General features: G+C 37.6%; 17 protein-coding genes. 4 read left to right on the top strand and 13 right to left on the bottom strand.

The genetic code is table 11. The features are described from left to right. Positions 1–41: 41 nt before the first annotated feature. From CA265_22130 to CA265_22120, 3 genes are read right to left on the bottom strand one after another with little or no spacing between them, the layout of a single operon-like run. On the bottom strand, positions 42–1022 hold the full coding sequence (locus CA265_22130) for a PKD domain-containing protein (GenBank protein ID ARS42207.1): 981 nt from the start codon (positions 1020–1022) through the stop codon (positions 42–44). A gap of 30 nt (positions 1023–1052) precedes the next feature. Next, on the bottom strand, positions 1053–1499 hold the full coding sequence (locus CA265_22125; protein ARS43092.1) for a hypothetical protein: 447 nt from the start codon (positions 1497–1499) through the stop codon (positions 1053–1055). A 48-nt stretch (positions 1500–1547) separates the two neighbouring features. Next, complete coding sequence (locus CA265_22120; GenBank protein ARS42206.1) at positions 1548–2069, bottom strand: hypothetical protein; 522 nt, start codon at positions 2067–2069, stop codon at positions 1548–1550. Between the two features lie 179 nt (positions 2070–2248). On the opposite strand from CA265_22120, the gene CA265_22115 reads away from it, so the two are divergent. After that, complete coding sequence (locus tag CA265_22115; protein ID ARS42205.1) at positions 2249–2683, top strand: hypothetical protein; 435 nt, start codon at positions 2249–2251, stop codon at positions 2681–2683. A 26-nt stretch (positions 2684–2709) separates the two neighbouring features. Then, entirely contained in the window at positions 2710–4575 is a 1866-nt protein-coding gene (locus CA265_22110) for a hypothetical protein (GenBank protein ID ARS42204.1), read from the top strand. Between the two features lie 71 nt (positions 4576–4646). Here CA265_22110 and CA265_22105 read toward each other — a convergent pair whose 3' ends face one another. Beyond that, positions 4647–5585, bottom strand: coding sequence for a hypothetical protein (locus CA265_22105; protein ID ARS42203.1), 939 nt, complete (start codon positions 5583–5585; stop codon positions 4647–4649). 117 nt (positions 5586–5702) lie between these two features. Between CA265_22105 and CA265_22100 the strand changes: the two genes are divergently transcribed. Then, positions 5703–6596, top strand: coding sequence for a hypothetical protein (locus tag CA265_22100; protein ID ARS42202.1), 894 nt, complete (start codon positions 5703–5705; stop codon positions 6594–6596). 20 nt (positions 6597–6616) lie between these two features. Next, complete coding sequence (locus CA265_22095) at positions 6617–7756, top strand: hypothetical protein (GenBank protein ID ARS42201.1); 1140 nt, start codon at positions 6617–6619, stop codon at positions 7754–7756. A gap of 71 nt (positions 7757–7827) precedes the next feature. Here the strand turns inward: CA265_22095 and CA265_22090 are convergent, their stop codons facing one another. From CA265_22090 to CA265_22050, 9 genes are all read right to left on the bottom strand, one after another. After that, on the bottom strand, positions 7828–9501 hold the full coding sequence (locus CA265_22090; GenBank protein ID ARS42200.1) for a hypothetical protein: 1674 nt from the start codon (positions 9499–9501) through the stop codon (positions 7828–7830). Positions 9502–9702: 201 nt separating this feature from the next. Continuing rightward, positions 9703–11226 carry an N-acetylgalactosamine-6-sulfatase gene (locus tag CA265_22085; protein ARS42199.1) on the bottom strand — a complete coding sequence of 508 codons (1524 nt, stop codon included), beginning with the start codon at positions 11224–11226 and terminating at the stop codon, positions 9703–9705. 238 nt (positions 11227–11464) lie between these two features. After that, on the bottom strand, positions 11465–11881 hold the full coding sequence (locus CA265_22080; GenBank protein ID ARS42198.1) for a hypothetical protein: 417 nt from the start codon (positions 11879–11881) through the stop codon (positions 11465–11467). Between the two features lie 127 nt (positions 11882–12008). Further along, on the bottom strand, positions 12009–12428 hold the full coding sequence (locus CA265_22075) for a hypothetical protein (protein ARS42197.1): 420 nt from the start codon (positions 12426–12428) through the stop codon (positions 12009–12011). 519 nt (positions 12429–12947) lie between these two features. Beyond that, positions 12948–13145, bottom strand: a complete 198-nt coding sequence (locus CA265_22070) for a hypothetical protein (protein ARS42196.1) — start codon at positions 13143–13145, stop codon at positions 12948–12950. A 375-nt stretch (positions 13146–13520) separates the two neighbouring features. Then, positions 13521–13937, bottom strand: a complete 417-nt coding sequence (locus CA265_22065) for a hypothetical protein (protein ID ARS42195.1) — start codon at positions 13935–13937, stop codon at positions 13521–13523. A 493-nt stretch (positions 13938–14430) separates the two neighbouring features. Further along, positions 14431–15276 carry a hypothetical protein gene (locus CA265_22060; GenBank protein ID ARS42194.1) on the bottom strand — a complete coding sequence of 282 codons (846 nt, stop codon included), beginning with the start codon at positions 15274–15276 and terminating at the stop codon, positions 14431–14433. 32 nt (positions 15277–15308) lie between these two features. Beyond that, positions 15309–15713, bottom strand: a complete 405-nt coding sequence (locus tag CA265_22055) for a hypothetical protein (protein ID ARS42193.1) — start codon at positions 15711–15713, stop codon at positions 15309–15311. 446 nt (positions 15714–16159) lie between these two features. Continuing rightward, positions 16160–16765, bottom strand: a complete 606-nt coding sequence (locus CA265_22050) for a hypothetical protein (protein ID ARS42192.1) — start codon at positions 16763–16765, stop codon at positions 16160–16162. Positions 16766–16775: the final 10 nt, after the last annotated feature.

Below are 16775 nucleotides of genomic sequence, written 5' to 3'. Positions count from 1 at the left end.
ATATTGTAGATGAGCTTTAAAATTAGGTTCAGATGTTAAATCTATTTTGTTTTCGCCGCAGCATCAGTAGTTGCTGTTGCCGCAGGCTGGGCTGTTCCCGAATGTTGTTTAATGTTTAACAAACTGGCACAGGTAGAATTGGGCTTAATGGTTAACTGCGCTTCATCAACGGCTATTTCGCCACCAAAAGTTAGCCCCATGCAATAAGAATAAATATCGGTCTGCTTTTTCTTTCCGTTCATCTCCACATTTACCGTTACTTTTTCATTGTTGCACATGTATTTGTTAATGAGGTAATAATAGTTGGAGTTGAAATCGGCACCATTTGCAATGGCCTGTAAGCGGGCCCTGATATCATCAATGGTTTTACGTTCACCATCGCCGGGTGCAACCAGATCTTCCACTATTTCCGCATTGGGATCGGTAATCAGGATGGTTAAAAAAGCAGGCTTACGTGCTTTATCTGAGCGAAGTTTAACGACATATTTTCCTGGAGCGCGGTAAGTGTATAGGGCGGTTTTTCCCTTAACATCAACCCTTCCGGTTTCGCCAAAAGACCATTCGAAATCTTTTCCTTCACCATCGCCCTCCAGCCTGATTTCTTCATTAACCAGACCAGCAGTTGGCCCGCTTATGGTGAGTACGCTATCGATCACCGCTGCTTTCACAGTATCTCGTACGGTTATTGGAAATTCCTGGCGCAGTTCGCCGTCTACCGTTAAACGTACAATATAAGTGTCGGGTTTGGTGTAATGATAGGAGCCTGTTTTTGTAGTTGCTTTTTCGCCGTTACCGAACTCCCATAACCATTTAGTGGCTTTGGGCGTATTGTCGGTAAAAACCAAATCCTCGTTTAAATAAATTTCATCTTTAAGGATCCGTGCATCAATAGCTCTCTTTTCGAACAAAGAGCTTTTAAATAAAAAAATCAGGCCTGTTAAGAGCAGCACAGCCAAAAGGATGTAGAGAATAACGTAGCCTTGCGAATTTGAGTTAACTTGCTTGGTGTTTGTGTCAGACATAGGTAGCGTTTTTTATAGGTTGTGGGATGTTTATCTTGCAGATATGGTTTGCTGCAGCTGACGTCTGTTGGTAATGCAGTCGTCTAATTGCCTTTTGTGCAGTTCGATATCCGTTATGTTTCTATTTTGTTCTTGTCTATCGTAAAATAACCTGTCGTACAATTGCGAGGTTTGAACGAAGATTTTGTATCGTGAATCTGATGCTTTGCGATCAAATGCGGCTTTAATGGAGCCTAACGAAAGCTGAATATCATTCTTTAAAAATACCGCCTGTACATTTGGGTTATAGCGTGTAATTTGTTTAAAGGTGGTGTCAACCGTAGGCATGGTTTCTTTTACCATATTTTCAAAGGCCTCGTTTTCACTAATTTTAACTTCCAGTTCTTCTTTAGAAATTTCGTACCGGGATGTACCGCTGTAAAAAATGCCAAAGCTTAAAAGCCCGACAGTAAAAACAAATAGGGCTAAAAAAAACAAGAATTGTTCCCGTCTTTCTTTTATGCTTAGTTTTATCATAATCTTTAATTATCGACCGTATCTGCCATTTCTAATTTTGTTCGCTGCCGACTGGTTTGCCCGATGGCAGTCGTTTATTTGTTCTTTATATCTTTGAATATCCCCTCTCGATTTGATCAGAGAATCCTGTAAATCGGCCATTGCACCAACATTATTATTGAGTTTTCCGTAGAGATCGAAACTCGGGCTCGCTTCGGTTTTCCTGGTAATCAAATCTTTTATCCTGTTGTTGGCGGTTTGAATGTCGCCCAATAAAATGCTTTGTTTGCTCATTTCATTTGCATTATAATCGCGGTATTGGGCAAGCTCTTTAAAGCGGACTAAAATCAGATCGAAATTGGTATTGATATCTTTTCGTAAATAGGATAGTTTTTCAGTTTCTTTTACTTTTTTATCGAGTAAAGTATACTCATAATCAGAAGCTGCAAAAAAGAGATAAATACAAAGAATGGAGAAGAGTGTTAGGAAAACAAAGTTTAAAATAAACTTCGTATATGAATTCCTAATTTCAGTGGCGTTAATGGGTTTCATATAGATTTAATAGTTTCACATAGCAATTGACTAATAATTAATCTGACATCAACCTCACTAAAAATCATGCAAACCTTTTCAAATTAACATTGTACTATAACAATTTTTAATATTTGTTGTTTGGTTATTAAAAACGATTTTATTTCTTTTACTTTTAACAAACTTTAAGCCAAACATCTATGTCTGAAAATTTTTTCAACAAACCCTTCAGATTTAACTCCATCTTTTCAGGTGCTGGCCTACAGGCAACTAATCTCGGAAAATCGATTTCTAACCACATTGAATTGATTATTTTCACCCGTTTTGGAGAGCATAGATTCCATCGTGATTTCGGATGTGAAATATGGGATCTGGATTTTGAATTAATCGTAAGCGAGAGCATTTGGGAGGAAAAATTCCGCAAATCGTTGCTAAAATCCATTATTGATTATGAATTCAGGATATATAATACCGAGGTAGAAGTACGTATTACTGAGGTCGAAAATGTATACCCACTGCGTAAGATAACCGAGATTAAAAAAAAGGTAGATATTAGTGTTAGCGCACTAATAAAAACCACAGGAGAAAAATATTTTTTCAACACCGCTTTATTTCTTAGCCCACTATCAACATAATCTAAAACGCCCAAAATATTCTACACATGAAACCAGTTTTTTATTCATCAAAAGATGAAATCCGGAACAGAATTTTAAAAAATGCCGAAGATTTTTGGAACGTTAAGGATAGTCATGATTTCGATCCGCTTGTAAAATTGATTATTGAAGCCTTAAGTAACGAACTTTTTAATGTGGCCAATGATGTTAAAAATCTTGAGAATAGAATTTTTGATAAGATCAGCCGCATTTTAGCTCCAGATCATTTAACCTCATCGTTGCCCGCACATGCGATTATCCACGCCAGGCCAATCGAAGATGAGGATTACCTTTCGCCCTATACACAATTTGCCTTTAAGAAAAATATTCAGCAAGAAAATGATAAGGCAAAAAAAATCGATATTTTCTTTAGTCCCTTACACCATGTAAAAGTTCAAAATGCTGCTGTAAAATATATTGCCACCGGAAATACCCTTTTTAATGTTGAGCAATTGAGCAAGCAACCTGTTTTGAACACTTTACCCGGCTCAGCAATAGAAAAAAATACCATCTACATTGGTTTTAGTGGTATAAAAAACTGGATGGATTTTAATAAACTGAATTTATTTTTTGACTGGAAAAATTATTCGGTGCCTGAAAATACTTACGATCTGTTATCCTTAGGGAAATGGTTCTACAAAGACAATGAGCTTAGTGCTTATACCGAACGCTTTATGGACGAGCCTTTAACAGGAAAACAAGAGGCGCCTTTTCAGCATAAACAACTGCTTAATCTGATTAAGGCTGATGTGCTCCAGTTTTACAGCAACAGGTTTATTACCCTTGGCGATCTCAACGACTTTAACATTGATGAAAGCAAAGAATTGCCAGGTGCTTTTGAAAACATTTTCCAGTCAGCCAGCTTAAACCAGATTGATGAAAAAGTGAAATGGCTTAAAGTGGTTTTTCCTGCGGCCATCAATCAGGAAATGCTGAACGAACTTCATATCTACATCAATGCATTTCCGGTGGTGAATAAAAGGTTAAGCCAGATAAAACACCGGCTTAAAACGATGAATAACATCATCCCGATTAAAACCGAAGCGATGGACCAAATGCTGGCAGTAGAAAATCTGAAAGACAATAAAGGCAAAAGTTATAACGAAATTCCATACACCAATGAGAACGATAAGGGTGATGGTTCGTTCTCAATCAGATATGGTGGCACCGAGCGTTTCGATACGAGAAATGCAAAAGAACTGGTCGATTATTTGTTTGAATTGCTGAGAGATGAAAAGGCTTCCTTTTCTGCCTATGGCCCTGATTTTTTAAGTACTGTGCTCAAAAATTTAGAGCAAAACATTGCCCTAATTGAGCAAAAGAGCCGTTCGGCATTAAAAGACATCAAAGAATTACCCAGCTATATTGTTTTAAAACCGATTGATGATGCCGATATTCTATTTTTGGATATCTGGGTTACACAGGCCGAAGAGGCTAACCACATTAATGCAGGCAGCCGATTAGTGACCTACGATAATAGCAAAGTTAATGCAGAGAGCATTTTTTTATTGAGCCAAACAAAAGGAGGCCGCAGCCGGCTAAATGCGGCCAACCGCGTTCAGGCTTACAAGTATGGACTAACTACTGCAGATCGAATTATTACCAGGGCAGATGTAATTAACTTTTGCCGTTACGAATTGGCCCAAAAGCTTAAAGGCATTACTTTAGCCAAAGGTATTGTGATGGATAACAGGCCCAATGCTGGATTTATTAAAACCACCGATATTATAATTGAGCCGGCAGATAACCTAAACCTTACGCCGCAAGACTGGGAAGAACTGCTTGGCCTTACCCTGGCTAAATTAAAATTAAGGAGCACCATGAATGTGCATTACCGCTTACTATTAAAGCCAACGGTATATAAAATGGTTTAAGGTGCTAAGATGGATATGCTGGTTTGTAAGTAGTTAGTAAAAATGAATTGCTTCTTTGTTTCTTCCTGCAATTAAATATATACCGTATATCCTAAATAGGCGCTTTCGCCATCTGCACTCAATACTGTTTCCTGAAAATCGGTTGCGGTAAGCAGCTCAACACTTACCTCCGCATCAAGCGGCATGAGGTAACTCAGCGCCATATCCAAAATGGCCCTGTTCTTTTGACCCGGAATAAAGCCAATCAGCTCTTGTGGTGTGGTGGGACCAATATTAACATGATAAGCCTCATGTTCTGGCATAAAACTATCCCCAATAATGGTATCAATGCCTAGTGCGCTGGTGCCAAGCTCCATCTGCAGTTCATCTGCAATTTTTAACGGGCCAATATTAGCCGTAGTATCAACAAGGTTTACCGGCAAATTAAACAAGGCGGTAAGCACTTTAGATACAAAGCCAATATCATTTCTTTTTAGTTGAATTTCGGGCAATAGATGCATCCAGATGATGCTTTGTTCTTTATTCAATAGGTTAAATTCACCCCAGCCAAATTCGAATATCTGGCTTAAATCAGAATAAGTAGTTTTTTTATCGAGCCTGTTTTCATAAAGCTCGGTCATAATCCTTACATGATTAATTTCAGCATCAAAGGGGGTGAAAAACAACCTCGCCTGCTTTTCTTCTTCTCTCCTATCCCTGATATCCTTAATCATCGACTCCTCATCCATCCCTGCACTGCCTGTTGGCGGCCGATGAAAAAGCCCTTCGGGCAGCATATCATATAAACTTTCTCTATTGGTGTTGATGCGGATACGGTCGTGCCTTCTTCTTTCAGTATAATAGGTACTGGTGTTTTCAATATCTTTTGCAAAAGCACGCTTATCTGGCCCTATTGGGATAACTTCAACACGATCAGCATCTATTACTTCACGCTCTATTAAGTCGGCAGCATGGGCTACCGCTTTATAATCGGTAAAGAGTTCGTTATTAATCAAAGTTCCTTTTTTCATTTAAACTTTAAGCTTGCTTATTTGTTATAGGTTAAATTTATATTATCGAAAAAAAATAGGATTATAATCAAATACTAAAGATACTATATTTGTAATACATCACATCTATAAAAATTAATGGACGTTCAATCATTTTTTATTCGCTTTCTCTTATTTCCGCTGATTTTCCTTATCTCAACGGCGGTTCTTTCCATCATTAATAAAAAGAACCAGTTTCTTAATAACAAAAGACTTATCGTAAGTGTTCTGCTCATCGGTATTATTTTAGCTGCTCCAGGTTTCCTGGGTTTTCTGAACTTTAATTTTATGCCCTGGGGTTATATTATTTGCTGTATTTTTTATCTTTTAATGGGTACAGTTTTCGTTTACCTGTTAACTAAATACTACCCAAAAGACCTACTGGAACGCAAGGTTTTTATCTTTTTCGCCACACTAATCTCGGCTATTTTAGCTGTTTATTTATTTCAGCTGGCCTTTAACTGGTTAAGCTCAGTAAATTTTGGGTGGTTTGGTGCGGGCAGCATCACCTGCTTTTTTGTTCCGCTTATTTTTTGGTGGGCTTATGTTTCATTGCTCGGCATCCCTTCGGAAATCTATAAAATCTGGAAATATCCTGATACGCCCCTGGACATCAATATGGACCATGTCGATTTTAACAGGCTATTGGTACTGGAACTGGAACTGTATAAAAAAAGTACCGATCCAGAGCCCCTTAAAGTAAAAGTTAAAGCGGTAGAAAACATGAATTTTGGTACCTGGTTCCATAAGTTTATTGACGATTATAACCTGAAGTTTGCCAAAAGCCCGGTAGCGTTTAAAGGCGATGACCAGGAGAATTATAAATGGATTTTCTTTATTAAAACCTCCTTTTTTAAACGCAATATTTTTATTGATCCGGATCTGGATATTGTAGAAAATGGCATTACCGAAAAAATGACGATTTATGCCAAACGCGTTTCAGAAAATGTAAATAAGCCTAATGAAGTTGGAGAAAGTGCTATCTTTATCTAACCTATATAAAAACATTTACCATGATAAAGCCGCTAAAATATAAATCCATTAACTGGATTAATGGCATGAAGCTTTCTAGTGATCATTTTACAGTAAGCGACCTCTATTTACAGGATTTTGTTCGGGATGCCGTATCTATACATTTAAATAATAGCAATTATGGGTTCTTACCGCCGTTTACCGGTTACAAAAGTTCGCATGATATTGAGATTATTGAAAAAGCAACCAACCATATCGAGGTAAGGGTAAGATATTGTAATGCCATTACACCTGAAGGCTGCCACATTGATATTGTACAATCAGATAACATGGACACGCTGGTACACAACCATTATTTTGGTCAGTCAGAACCGCGTAACTACGTTATTTTATTGGTGGTGAGTCCGTTTAACCGCGTCCCAACAGGCACACCAAATCCCGAAGAAAGCCCAATCCGTTATCCGGAGTTGGCAAAAAGCTACTCCATTGCCGTTTTACCTGAGAGCGAAGTAAGCACACAAACTGCCGACAGTTATTTTCTAACTATCGGGCAGGTTTATTACGAGAACGGAAGATTAACGATCAACAACAATTATATACCGCCCAGTTCAACCATAACCAGTCATCCGGCCCTGATCAGATACTATGAATCTTTTAGTGTTTTACTAAATGATTTACAGCTGGCGGCTTTTAAAATTATTGATAAAACGGGAGGACGTGATAATATTACCCCGCTAGGCAAGAATATCCGTTTGATCTCGGAGAAAATTGTAGATTATATTGCAGGTTTATTTTACGAATACAGAAACATTGCACACCGTGAATCGCCGGCAGTTCTAACCGGTTATTTCTCCAGTCTGGCTCATATCTTTTTTACAGCCATTAAACTGATTGATCCCCGTGAAAGAGAAGAACTGCTTAAGTATTTTTACGAGTGGAAAGATGTAACTCCAGGAAACTTTGAAGAGCTATTAGCCAAAACCATCGAACTGGTTTACGATCATAAACAAATTAATAACAGTATGCTAATGGCCAGCGAGTTTATGAATGTACTGGTGGCGCTTTGGAATAAGTTGAGTGGATTAGAATATATTGGCCAGCGCAAAGAAAATATTGTGGTTGCCGAACAGCAGGTTGTACAGCAGGTACAGGCCAGAAAAACCTGGACATTGCTCGATTAAAATTATTTCTCGGAGTAAATTGATAATGAAGCTGTACCCATAACCAGGTACAGCTTTTTTTTCTTATAAATTTAGAAATTAACCAGGGCTTGCCCATCATAATAGCTAGGCGCAGTAATTCCTAAAAACTTTAATATGGTTGGTGGCACGCTATATAAATAAGGTGCGCCATGGTAATCGGTTATTTTACGTTTAAATATAGGTGTAGTTAAAGCACTCCATGTAACCGTTGCGCTGTTTTTGGTGAGGATGCTAATTTGAGGGGTAACCAAACTTCCATTATAGGTGGTTCCGCTTCCTTCGTTTCCTTTGGTGTATAAAACCAGATTAGCGTATTGCGGGTGTGCTGAAGTTAAAGCAGTAAAGCTGTAAGCGCTAATGCTTGTTGCAGGCAGTGCAGATTTAAACAACCTGATTTCTGAGATATTACCTGTAAAGTATGGGCTGTAATTTCCGGTACCATCTTGCCCGATCTGAAAGGCAATATTACTCTGCAAATCGCCAACTGCCGAGATATTACCTTCGGCTACCTGAACCCCGCCATCGTACATGGTTGCTTTCTGCGTGCTGCGATTAACCACTATCGCCACCTGGTGCCACAACTGATCGGTTAAATCAACACCATCAATATCCAACCTATGGGTGCCATCGCCAAAGTTTGCTCTGATTACCCCGTTTCTATTGGCAATGATAATTCCTTTATTGTAACCACTTGCCCAGTTTTTGTTTCCGATAATTACCGGATCGCTTGTGGCAGTTGTTGCCCTTGCCCTAAACTCGATGGTAAAACTACTGGTTGCGCTAAGATTAAGACTACTGAGCGTAGGCAACTGACCATAAACATTGGTTTTAAAATTAACAGTAGAGATGCTGTGTGGCGTCGATTCTGTTGAGGTGGTTGGTAAAGCATTAACCAATTGAGGAGCAATGGCACTGTTGTTTAAAATGATAAATGCATTTTGTTCCAGGTAACTTGCACCACCATGACTTAAATCTCCACCATGATCTGTTGCCACAACGATTAACCAATCTTCATTATTATAAGTTGGTCTTGCTTTTAAAGCAGTTAATATCCTTCCTACGCGCAAATCGACCGCTTTTACCGAATCCATGTACATTTGCGTTGTGGTTCTGTAATTGCTGGCATGACCGGCATGATCAACATTATCGAAATGGCAAAATGCAACATCGGTATTGCTGGTGGTAATTTCCTGAATAATCCTGGTTTCGGTAGCATTATCATTTGCGCTGTTCTGTTTCACGGTTACATCAGGGGTTGCCACTATATAGCTATTGATTGAAGACCAGGTAACAATTGATGCGGTGCGCAACGCAGGCAAACTGGTTTTAATCTGCCTAAAAAAAGACGGGTAGTTTACAAAATCAGAACCCGAAAAACTATTATCGGATGCTTTGTGCTTGGCTACGCCCACACCGGTAAACAATGCCGACCAGCCATTTGATGACCATGTAGGCACCTGGGCCAATGCATTGGTACTGGTGTACGACTGATCCATTAAGGTTTTAAGGTTTGGTGCGTTTGTGGCCGTAATTGCTTTCCATACACAGCCATCAATACCAATAAACAAAACCTTTTTAGGTTTCACAACCAATGCACTCTTTGCTAAAGATTGTTCATCTGAAATTTGTTTTTCTTCTTGAATTGTCGTGCCGGCCTTTTTACAGGACATGATGGACAAAGCCGTTAACAAAATTAGGGATGGTAAAAGTTTTAATGTTTTCATAGTTAAGTTAAGGTTAAAATATTGTTTACATAAAATACAATTTTGTTTAACTAAACTAAACAAACGAATTGACAATTACAAAATTTTATTTCTTAAAATACTACATACTAGCGTGTTTAATACTACTCAATAATTGTTAGGTATATTGTCGCCTTAAATAACTTAAAACTGTATAACGGCTGATATCTATATTAAACGGGTCTATTTACCGGTTTTTTTAGGCCCGCGGTTGTCTAGAAACTCCCATTCTAATAGATGCGCTACCTGGTGTTCTTTTTTTACAATTTCATCAAACCGTTTTGCCAGTTCCGGATGTTCGGCAGCTACATCTTGCGCTTCAAAACGATCATTTTTAATGTTGAAGATCTGCCAGGCGGTATTTTTCGGGTTTTTACGCACGGCTGTTTTAACACCTTTCCAATCACCCATCCTGATGGCGAGCTGACCTCCGTTTTCGGGATATTCCCAATAAATATATTCGCGTTGTTTTTGTTTGGCAGGTGTTCCCAACAAAGTTGGCAGTAATGAAATGCCATCGGTGTTATTGGCTTTTGTTCCTGTTATTTCTGCAAAGGTAGCCATCATATCAAACTGTACCGATGCAAAATCGCTCACTGAATTTGCGGGGATTTTGCCTGGCCAGCGGGCAACTAAAGGTTCTCTTATTCCACCTTCATAAACATCCATTTTCAAACCCCTTGAACCGTTAACACTATTAAAAAATTTCGCATCAACGCCGCCATTAAAAGTAGCCCCATTATCACTCGAGAACATAATGATGGTATTATCATCAAGCCCCAGCTTCTTAATTTCCGCTAAAATAATGCCTACCTGATCATCTAAATACGTAATCATTGCTGCATAGGTTGATAAGGGATATTTAGTAGCGGCATAACCTTTTTGTCCGTAATATGGCCTTTCATTAAACAATCCTATGTATTTTTTGATGTATGCTTCTGGTGCCTGTAGCGAAACATGCGGGATAGTATAAGGCATGTAAAGAAAAAATGGTGCGTCCTTATGCCCTTCAATAAAATGGACCGCTTTTTTAGTGATCAGATCTTGCGAGTATTCTTTTCCTTTGAAATAATCCCAGTCGGCATCATGAAGTGTTTTTGTGCTGTCTAACTGGCGATGAACATCAATAAATGTATTGTTTAATGGAACCACCTGATCGTTTTCCCACAAATGGGTTGGGTAAAAGCTATGCGATTGCTTTTGATCTAAATAACCGTAATAATAATCAAAACCTTGTTTTAAGGGCGAACCTGAGGTATTATTCATTCCCAGCCCCCATTTTCCCGTTAATGCTGTGGCGTAACCAACTTGCTTCAACATTTTAGGAATTGTAAAAACGCCTTCGGGCAAAGGCATTTGTCCGGCCTCTAAACTATCAGGAAAACCACCCATTTCGTAATTTCCGCGGATATAGGAATGCCCTCCATGTTTACCAGTCATTAACATACACCTTGCGGGTGCACAAACGGGCGTACTGGTATAATGCTGCGTAAATTTCATCCCCTCTTTGGCCAACCGATCCAAATGAGGTGTTTTTATTTTTGTTTGTCCATATGGGCCGATATCAGCATAACCCAGGTCGTCTGCATAAATGTAAATGATATTAGGTAGTCTTTTGCCTGCCTTATTTGTTTTTTGCTGCGCCAATACCGATACCGCCATCATCATTACAGCAGCAAAAAACAGACACTTTTTTAATCCGGTCATAATTTTAGGTTTACATTACCAGCTTCTCACTTAAACCAGCAATAAAGATTTCTAATAAAAGTATCACCAGAAATCTGCTTAATCAAGCCTAAAAATCACGCAAACGATTGACCAATTTTATTGTTACTCAACAAATTAATTCAATTATTGATAAAATAAAATCCCGGTAGAAAATCACAAAACAAAAAAGACTCAGCTTATAAAAGCCAAGTCCATCAAAATCTATAAAGAATACTTGTTAATCGAAAGCAATCTGTTGCGGACCTGAGATTTTATCGATGTGACACGCGCACTTGCCGCCGCTAACTTTAATGATACCAGATTTAGTCTGACTAGTTTCTACTGATGTACCCGTAATTTTTAAATCATCCCCTTCTTCAGACAAGCTTTGAATATTACCATCATCAACTACAACAAAGGCTCCTTTTATGGTATTAATCGAAATGCTAGAATTGGCCTGCAGTTTCTCTCCGGTTCGCTGGTTGACTACTTTAAAGTCTTTTACTTCGGTAGCCTCGCCTTTGTTGTTTACAAACCTGATCCCTACCGAGGCAAACTGGTAAGTACACATTTTCTTTTCACAATCAGAAGTTTTATTTTTTTTGCACGAAAGCAGGGCCATACCCATTAATAATAGCAGCGTTATTTTTTTCATCGTTTTCCGGTTTTTAAGGAGAAACGACAAAAGCGATTAAAACGCTACAAATAATTAGCTACGAAAATGACCTTCGAATAATAGTTTGATTTCTAGCCGTATCGGGTATTTGTGACGGATAGCTTTTTCACCAAGAAGCTTTTAACACGTTAACCAGCATTCTTGTACCCGCATCTTTCACTGCAAATAGCCTTACCAAAAACATCAACCAGATAAAAACTATAAAAATCAAAATAAAGGGGTCCTGAAAAAGACAAATCAGTACAATAATGCCTGTTAATAGGATTTCAAAGGTTAAAGTGATATAAAAAGTAAAAGTGATACTTCCACCTTCAGGGTTAATTTCGAATATTCCTCCGTCTACACGACGAAAGGTTTCACTCCGGGAACCCAATCGCCATATATTATCCTTAAAGTCTATACCCTTTTGATCTTGTCTAGTTACATTATAACCTGACTTATCAAGTTCAAATAATATATTTTTAATTAAGTCAGTATTTGACAAATTCGTTTGAGCTACCCGTTTTTTGTATTGTATTTTAAACATTTTGAAAATCTACGCCAATATTTAAGGTTCAGGTAAGTGATTTGCCGGACCAATATAATAAGGTTTTCCTGCTATTATTGTAATGCCTTTAGATGATTGTTTATAGAGCGAAAAAGGTCATAGCGAGATCTTAAGGCTAGTGTGATTCTTATGATAAATGGGAATCTTTACTACTCACCGTTATACGCTCATTAAACAAGAATACCCGCCTAGGCATTCAAACTAATTTTATTTTTATTCTTCACAAGCCATAGGCCTGTAACGGCTTCGCAACAATCAACTCACATCTTATTTAGCTCATTAATTAAGATTGCTATTCCCATTCCCGTTAAAATCAATCCTCCTAAAAATATTTTCAGTTCCGCTACAAATAGCATATCGCTTGATTTATGTTTATAGAATCTGTTTCTAATCATTAAGATTATTCCAATTATCATGGTAACAAAACCTATTGAAAAAAGTGTGATGTCCATACTTTATTTATCCATAATAAGGTAGGCTGCCGAGCTTAAAGTAATACTAATTGACAACCTTCTTTAGCTCATCATATAAAACCAACAGCCCAAACAAGGTTAAAACTGAAGAACCTAAAAACACCCTCAATTTAGCAACAAACAGCATATCGCTTGTTTTATATTTGTAAAACTTATGGTTCAATATCAAAACCACGCCCAATATTGCAGCTATAATACCAACTATGAAAAATTGAATATTCATATTAATTTTTGTCTTTCTTTTTCATCAATTCTTCAGACATGCTTTTTGCCACTTATTGCCCCCCTGTTAAGAAATTGTTACCACCTTCCATCAGGATTAGTAAACTTAATAGGATTATCAAATCCATAGTTATATGGTGACCATCTTCTACCAGGCTCTGCCTGCTAAGACTAGATGGGGACGCTAAGACCAGAAAGGCACCCAACTCGCCAAACTATATTCCCGAACATATGGAGCCTCAAAGCCAGGCTAATCAAACTGGAACTCTTACAAAAATAACAAAGCCCAACAGTTTTAAACTGCTGGACTTTGATTTTGTCTTAGGCAGAAGTCACCCTGCACTTAACACTTGCGCCAGATTGGAGATTAATTCTATTATTTAAAAATAAGAATAAAAATATTAAGGATTATAATTACAGATATTCTCCAATAATTTGTTGAATTAAAAACATCACTATTGTTTTTTCTATTTAAAAATATATACAAGCTAACAGATAAAATCAGTAAGGCTTCTATAAGATAAAAGAACCAGCCCAGTTCTCCAAACATTTTAACTGTACAAGCACCAATAATTAACCAGATTAAAGCATATAAGATCCCAAATGATATTGAGCGAAAAATCCTTTTTTCATTTTTCACAGCGAACAAATACCAACAAAAAGCCAAATAATAAAAACTCAACAAGCAACAAGATACTAGTGCTGGAACAACAGAGCCTGTTTCTAATATAATTGATGAAATAGCTATTCCTCCAAATATTAGCTCTTCTGGTTTAAACCCTTTTAACAACATAATTGATAGACAAATAAAAGTATACCAATAACAACGAAAAACAGCCAATATTTTCTGTAAGACGACCAGCCATCATTTATGGAAAACCTAAGCAATATTCCTAAAAAAATAATTAAGACTGGTGCCAAAAAACCAATAAAAATCTGAAAACTCATAAATTTAAAAAAATATACTACACCAATAATTAGAAAAAAATAACAACCAATTTCTAGGAATAATACTTCCTTTATCAAAAACTTTCTAAGCCCTCTGTTTTTTTCTTATGCAAGATCCACCTTTTATTTGATGTTTGTAAATGAGGGCAGTTTTATTACATATTCAGTTTTTTGTTGCCTCCGTTTTGGCCTTAGCGAGACGCTAAGACTAGATGGTCAAAGCGATTAAAACGCTACAAAGAATCGGGCTTAAGGCTTATAATGATCGAAATGTCTAGTCCTTGAAAAAGTTGACTATTTATTTTACTAAATTATAAAAATAAAAGAACCATTAAAATCTATTTTGATGGTTCTTTTTTCTTCCACCGTTTTACAAATATCTTAGGTTTTGAGTGCGCTTGCCTCGGCGTTAACATATTTACTGAAGAGTGTAATCTCATCTGGTTATATAATTCAATCGCCTGGTGCACTTGTTTATATAATTGGGCTTTCCCCTTAAAGACTGCATCCAATCCAAATTCGTCCTTTAAAATCCCATTGACTCTTTCTGCGACTGCATTTTCATATGGATCACCATTTTCAGTCATACTGATTGTGATGTTGTTATGCGATAAAAGCCTGATATAATCATAGCTGCAATACTGTAGTCCCCTGTCAGAATGGTGGATGAGCTGATGCTCATACTCCCTCTTGCTTATGGCCATCTCCAATGCCTTTTTCGTAGACACAGCCTTCATATCGCCACAGACTTCATACCCCATTATTAGCTTCGAGCCTGCGTCGGTAACCAGATGCAGATATTCATTTCCTGCAACCGTTTGTAGGTATGTTATATCTGAAACCCATAGCTGTTCAGGCATGGTTAGTTCCAGGTCCTTAGTTAGGTTGGGGTATTTCCTCATCCAGTGCTTCGAATCAGTTGTTCTGGTATACTTGCGTTTCCGTTGGACCAGCAGATGCTGTGATCTTAATATCCCAAAAAGTTTGTCGCGTCCAACCCACATGTTCTTGCGGGACATGCTTTCCCGTAACATCACATGCAGCTTACGGACCCCGGTCCGCGGTAGCTTATGTCGAATGTTCAGGACCATCTCTTTGATCTCCTGCTCTGCAACAGTCTTTTTTGAGCTATTGGATCTTGCCTTATAGAAAGCCTGTTTCGTGTAGCCAAACAGCTTGCACAACTTAGTAATAGTGTTCTTACTGGATAAAAGTGCTATTTCTTGAACTGCTTGGCGCCAGACTTTTTTCGGATCTCGATGTTCAGTTCCCGCTCCGCGATCTCAACAAATTTCTTGTACATGGAAAGCTGATGTTCTGCTTCCCTTAACTTCTTTTCCAATGCCTTGTTCTCTTGCTTTAACTCGAACTCAAGCTCTTTGAGTCGCTGTTGATCGTTGTCCTTCATAGGCCTGCCAATGCTTTTATATCTTGGATAGGCTAATTTACTATATTTTCGTAACCAATTCTGAATACACTGATTTCCGCGGATATCGTATTTACGTTGCAACTGGTCTTTATTCAAATGACCGTTCTCGTACTCCTCTACCACTAATCGCTTGAAACTTTCACTGTAACTCCGGGGTGAACGTTGCAATTTTTTTAAATTATTATTGACCATTTTGTTAAGATTTGGTCAACCTTTTTTAGGACTCCACAAAAAAAAAAAAACCCTTACTTTTTTCAAGTTAAGGCTTTTGTTGCGGAATGGACGGGACTCGAACCCTACTCATATATCTTTGACAGTTAGCTTTTTAAATTATACCGATGTAGCCTGCTCACTACATGCTCACCTTTTTTCTGCATATATTTGACTATAAATGACTATAGTAAAGGAAATATTAATTCTATCTAATGCAATTTATTTATAGGCCTTGTCTAAATACCTCATCTGCAGGCGTTGTGCTCACGGTTTAAATGCGGACGAATTGCGGTTTTTGCCAAAATGCCCAATCATCATTATATTGCATTTTATCCCAACGAAAAAATAACTCTTGCACCAGCATTCATAGAAACAGAAAACCCAACATTTCTGATGGGTTTTGCTGTTTACAGTTAACAATTGTGTCATACCGCAATACTCCGACTGGAAAGAGATTTAATATTTAAAACTTTGTTCTGATATTTCCTTTCGAAACTATCGACAACCTCGATAATTTCAAACCTTAAAATTCTTAACTCCTCTCCTAAGATCCCATCTAAAAGTATCTCACAGGCAATTTGTTTTTCATCAATAGATAGGCGGCTATCAACATTTTCACACTTAATCAATATTTCAAATACACCATCATCATATTTTAACAAGACATATTCCCATGTATTTGCGTTTACTTCAATCTGTTCTCCTGAATATCTATAGAAATCAAAAATAAGATCCCATTCCTTTGGTGGCTTAGCATAAAAAAAATCCCACCCTTTGCACTTTATAGAATACGAAATAATTTTTTTGGTCTTCTCTAATAAACTTAACTCACCACCTGGAGAAATAACCAGCATGTTGCTCGAATTAATTCCGGGGCCTAACTCCCAGGTAAAATCGCCAAGCGAACGAATTCTTTTATCCAAGTCATCAATTAAGTCGTAATTATCAAATGCCTCTCCGAAATCTTGGCAAATCGAAGCAAACCATTTCCAAAATTCTTTTATAGAATTTACATTTGTTTTCTTAAACATTTTGCAATTA

The sequence above is a fragment of the Sphingobacteriaceae bacterium GW460-11-11-14-LB5 genome (genome assembly GCA_002151545.1).
Lineage (GTDB): Bacteria > Bacteroidota > Bacteroidia > Sphingobacteriales > Sphingobacteriaceae > Pedobacter.
This window is presented reverse-complemented; position numbering and strand designations above follow the sequence as displayed.

What these genes read in the sequence shown, in the direction of transcription:
- CA265_22055 (ARS42193.1), bottom strand. Translation starts at nt 15,713, where the DNA reads ATGGTCAATAATAATTTAAAAAAATTGCAACGTTCACCCCGGAGTTAC.
- CA265_22065 (ARS42195.1), bottom strand. Translation starts at nt 13,937, where the DNA reads ATGTTGTTAAAAGGGTTTAAACCAGAAGAGCTAATATTTGGAGGAATA.
- CA265_22110 (ARS42204.1), top strand. Translation starts at nt 2,710, where the DNA reads ATGAAACCAGTTTTTTATTCATCAAAAGATGAAATCCGGAACAGAATT.
- CA265_22070 (ARS42196.1), bottom strand. Translation starts at nt 13,145, where the DNA reads ATGAATATTCAATTTTTCATAGTTGGTATTATAGCTGCAATATTGGGC.
- CA265_22050 (ARS42192.1), bottom strand. Translation starts at nt 16,765, where the DNA reads ATGTTTAAGAAAACAAATGTAAATTCTATAAAAGAATTTTGGAAATGG.
- CA265_22120 (ARS42206.1), bottom strand. Translation starts at nt 2,069, where the DNA reads ATGAAACCCATTAACGCCACTGAAATTAGGAATTCATATACGAAGTTT.
- CA265_22105 (ARS42203.1), bottom strand. Translation starts at nt 5,585, where the DNA reads ATGAAAAAAGGAACTTTGATTAATAACGAACTCTTTACCGATTATAAA.
- CA265_22075 (ARS42197.1), bottom strand. Translation starts at nt 12,428, where the DNA reads ATGTTTAAAATACAATACAAAAAACGGGTAGCTCAAACGAATTTGTCA.
- CA265_22085 (ARS42199.1), bottom strand. Translation starts at nt 11,226, where the DNA reads ATGACCGGATTAAAAAAGTGTCTGTTTTTTGCTGCTGTAATGATGATG.
- CA265_22130 (ARS42207.1), bottom strand. Translation starts at nt 1,022, where the DNA reads ATGTCTGACACAAACACCAAGCAAGTTAACTCAAATTCGCAAGGCTAC.
- CA265_22100 (ARS42202.1), top strand. Translation starts at nt 5,703, where the DNA reads ATGGACGTTCAATCATTTTTTATTCGCTTTCTCTTATTTCCGCTGATT.
- CA265_22095 (ARS42201.1), top strand. Translation starts at nt 6,617, where the DNA reads ATGATAAAGCCGCTAAAATATAAATCCATTAACTGGATTAATGGCATG.
- CA265_22090 (ARS42200.1), bottom strand. Translation starts at nt 9,501, where the DNA reads ATGAAAACATTAAAACTTTTACCATCCCTAATTTTGTTAACGGCTTTG.
- CA265_22115 (ARS42205.1), top strand. Translation starts at nt 2,249, where the DNA reads ATGTCTGAAAATTTTTTCAACAAACCCTTCAGATTTAACTCCATCTTT.
- CA265_22080 (ARS42198.1), bottom strand. Translation starts at nt 11,881, where the DNA reads ATGAAAAAAATAACGCTGCTATTATTAATGGGTATGGCCCTGCTTTCG.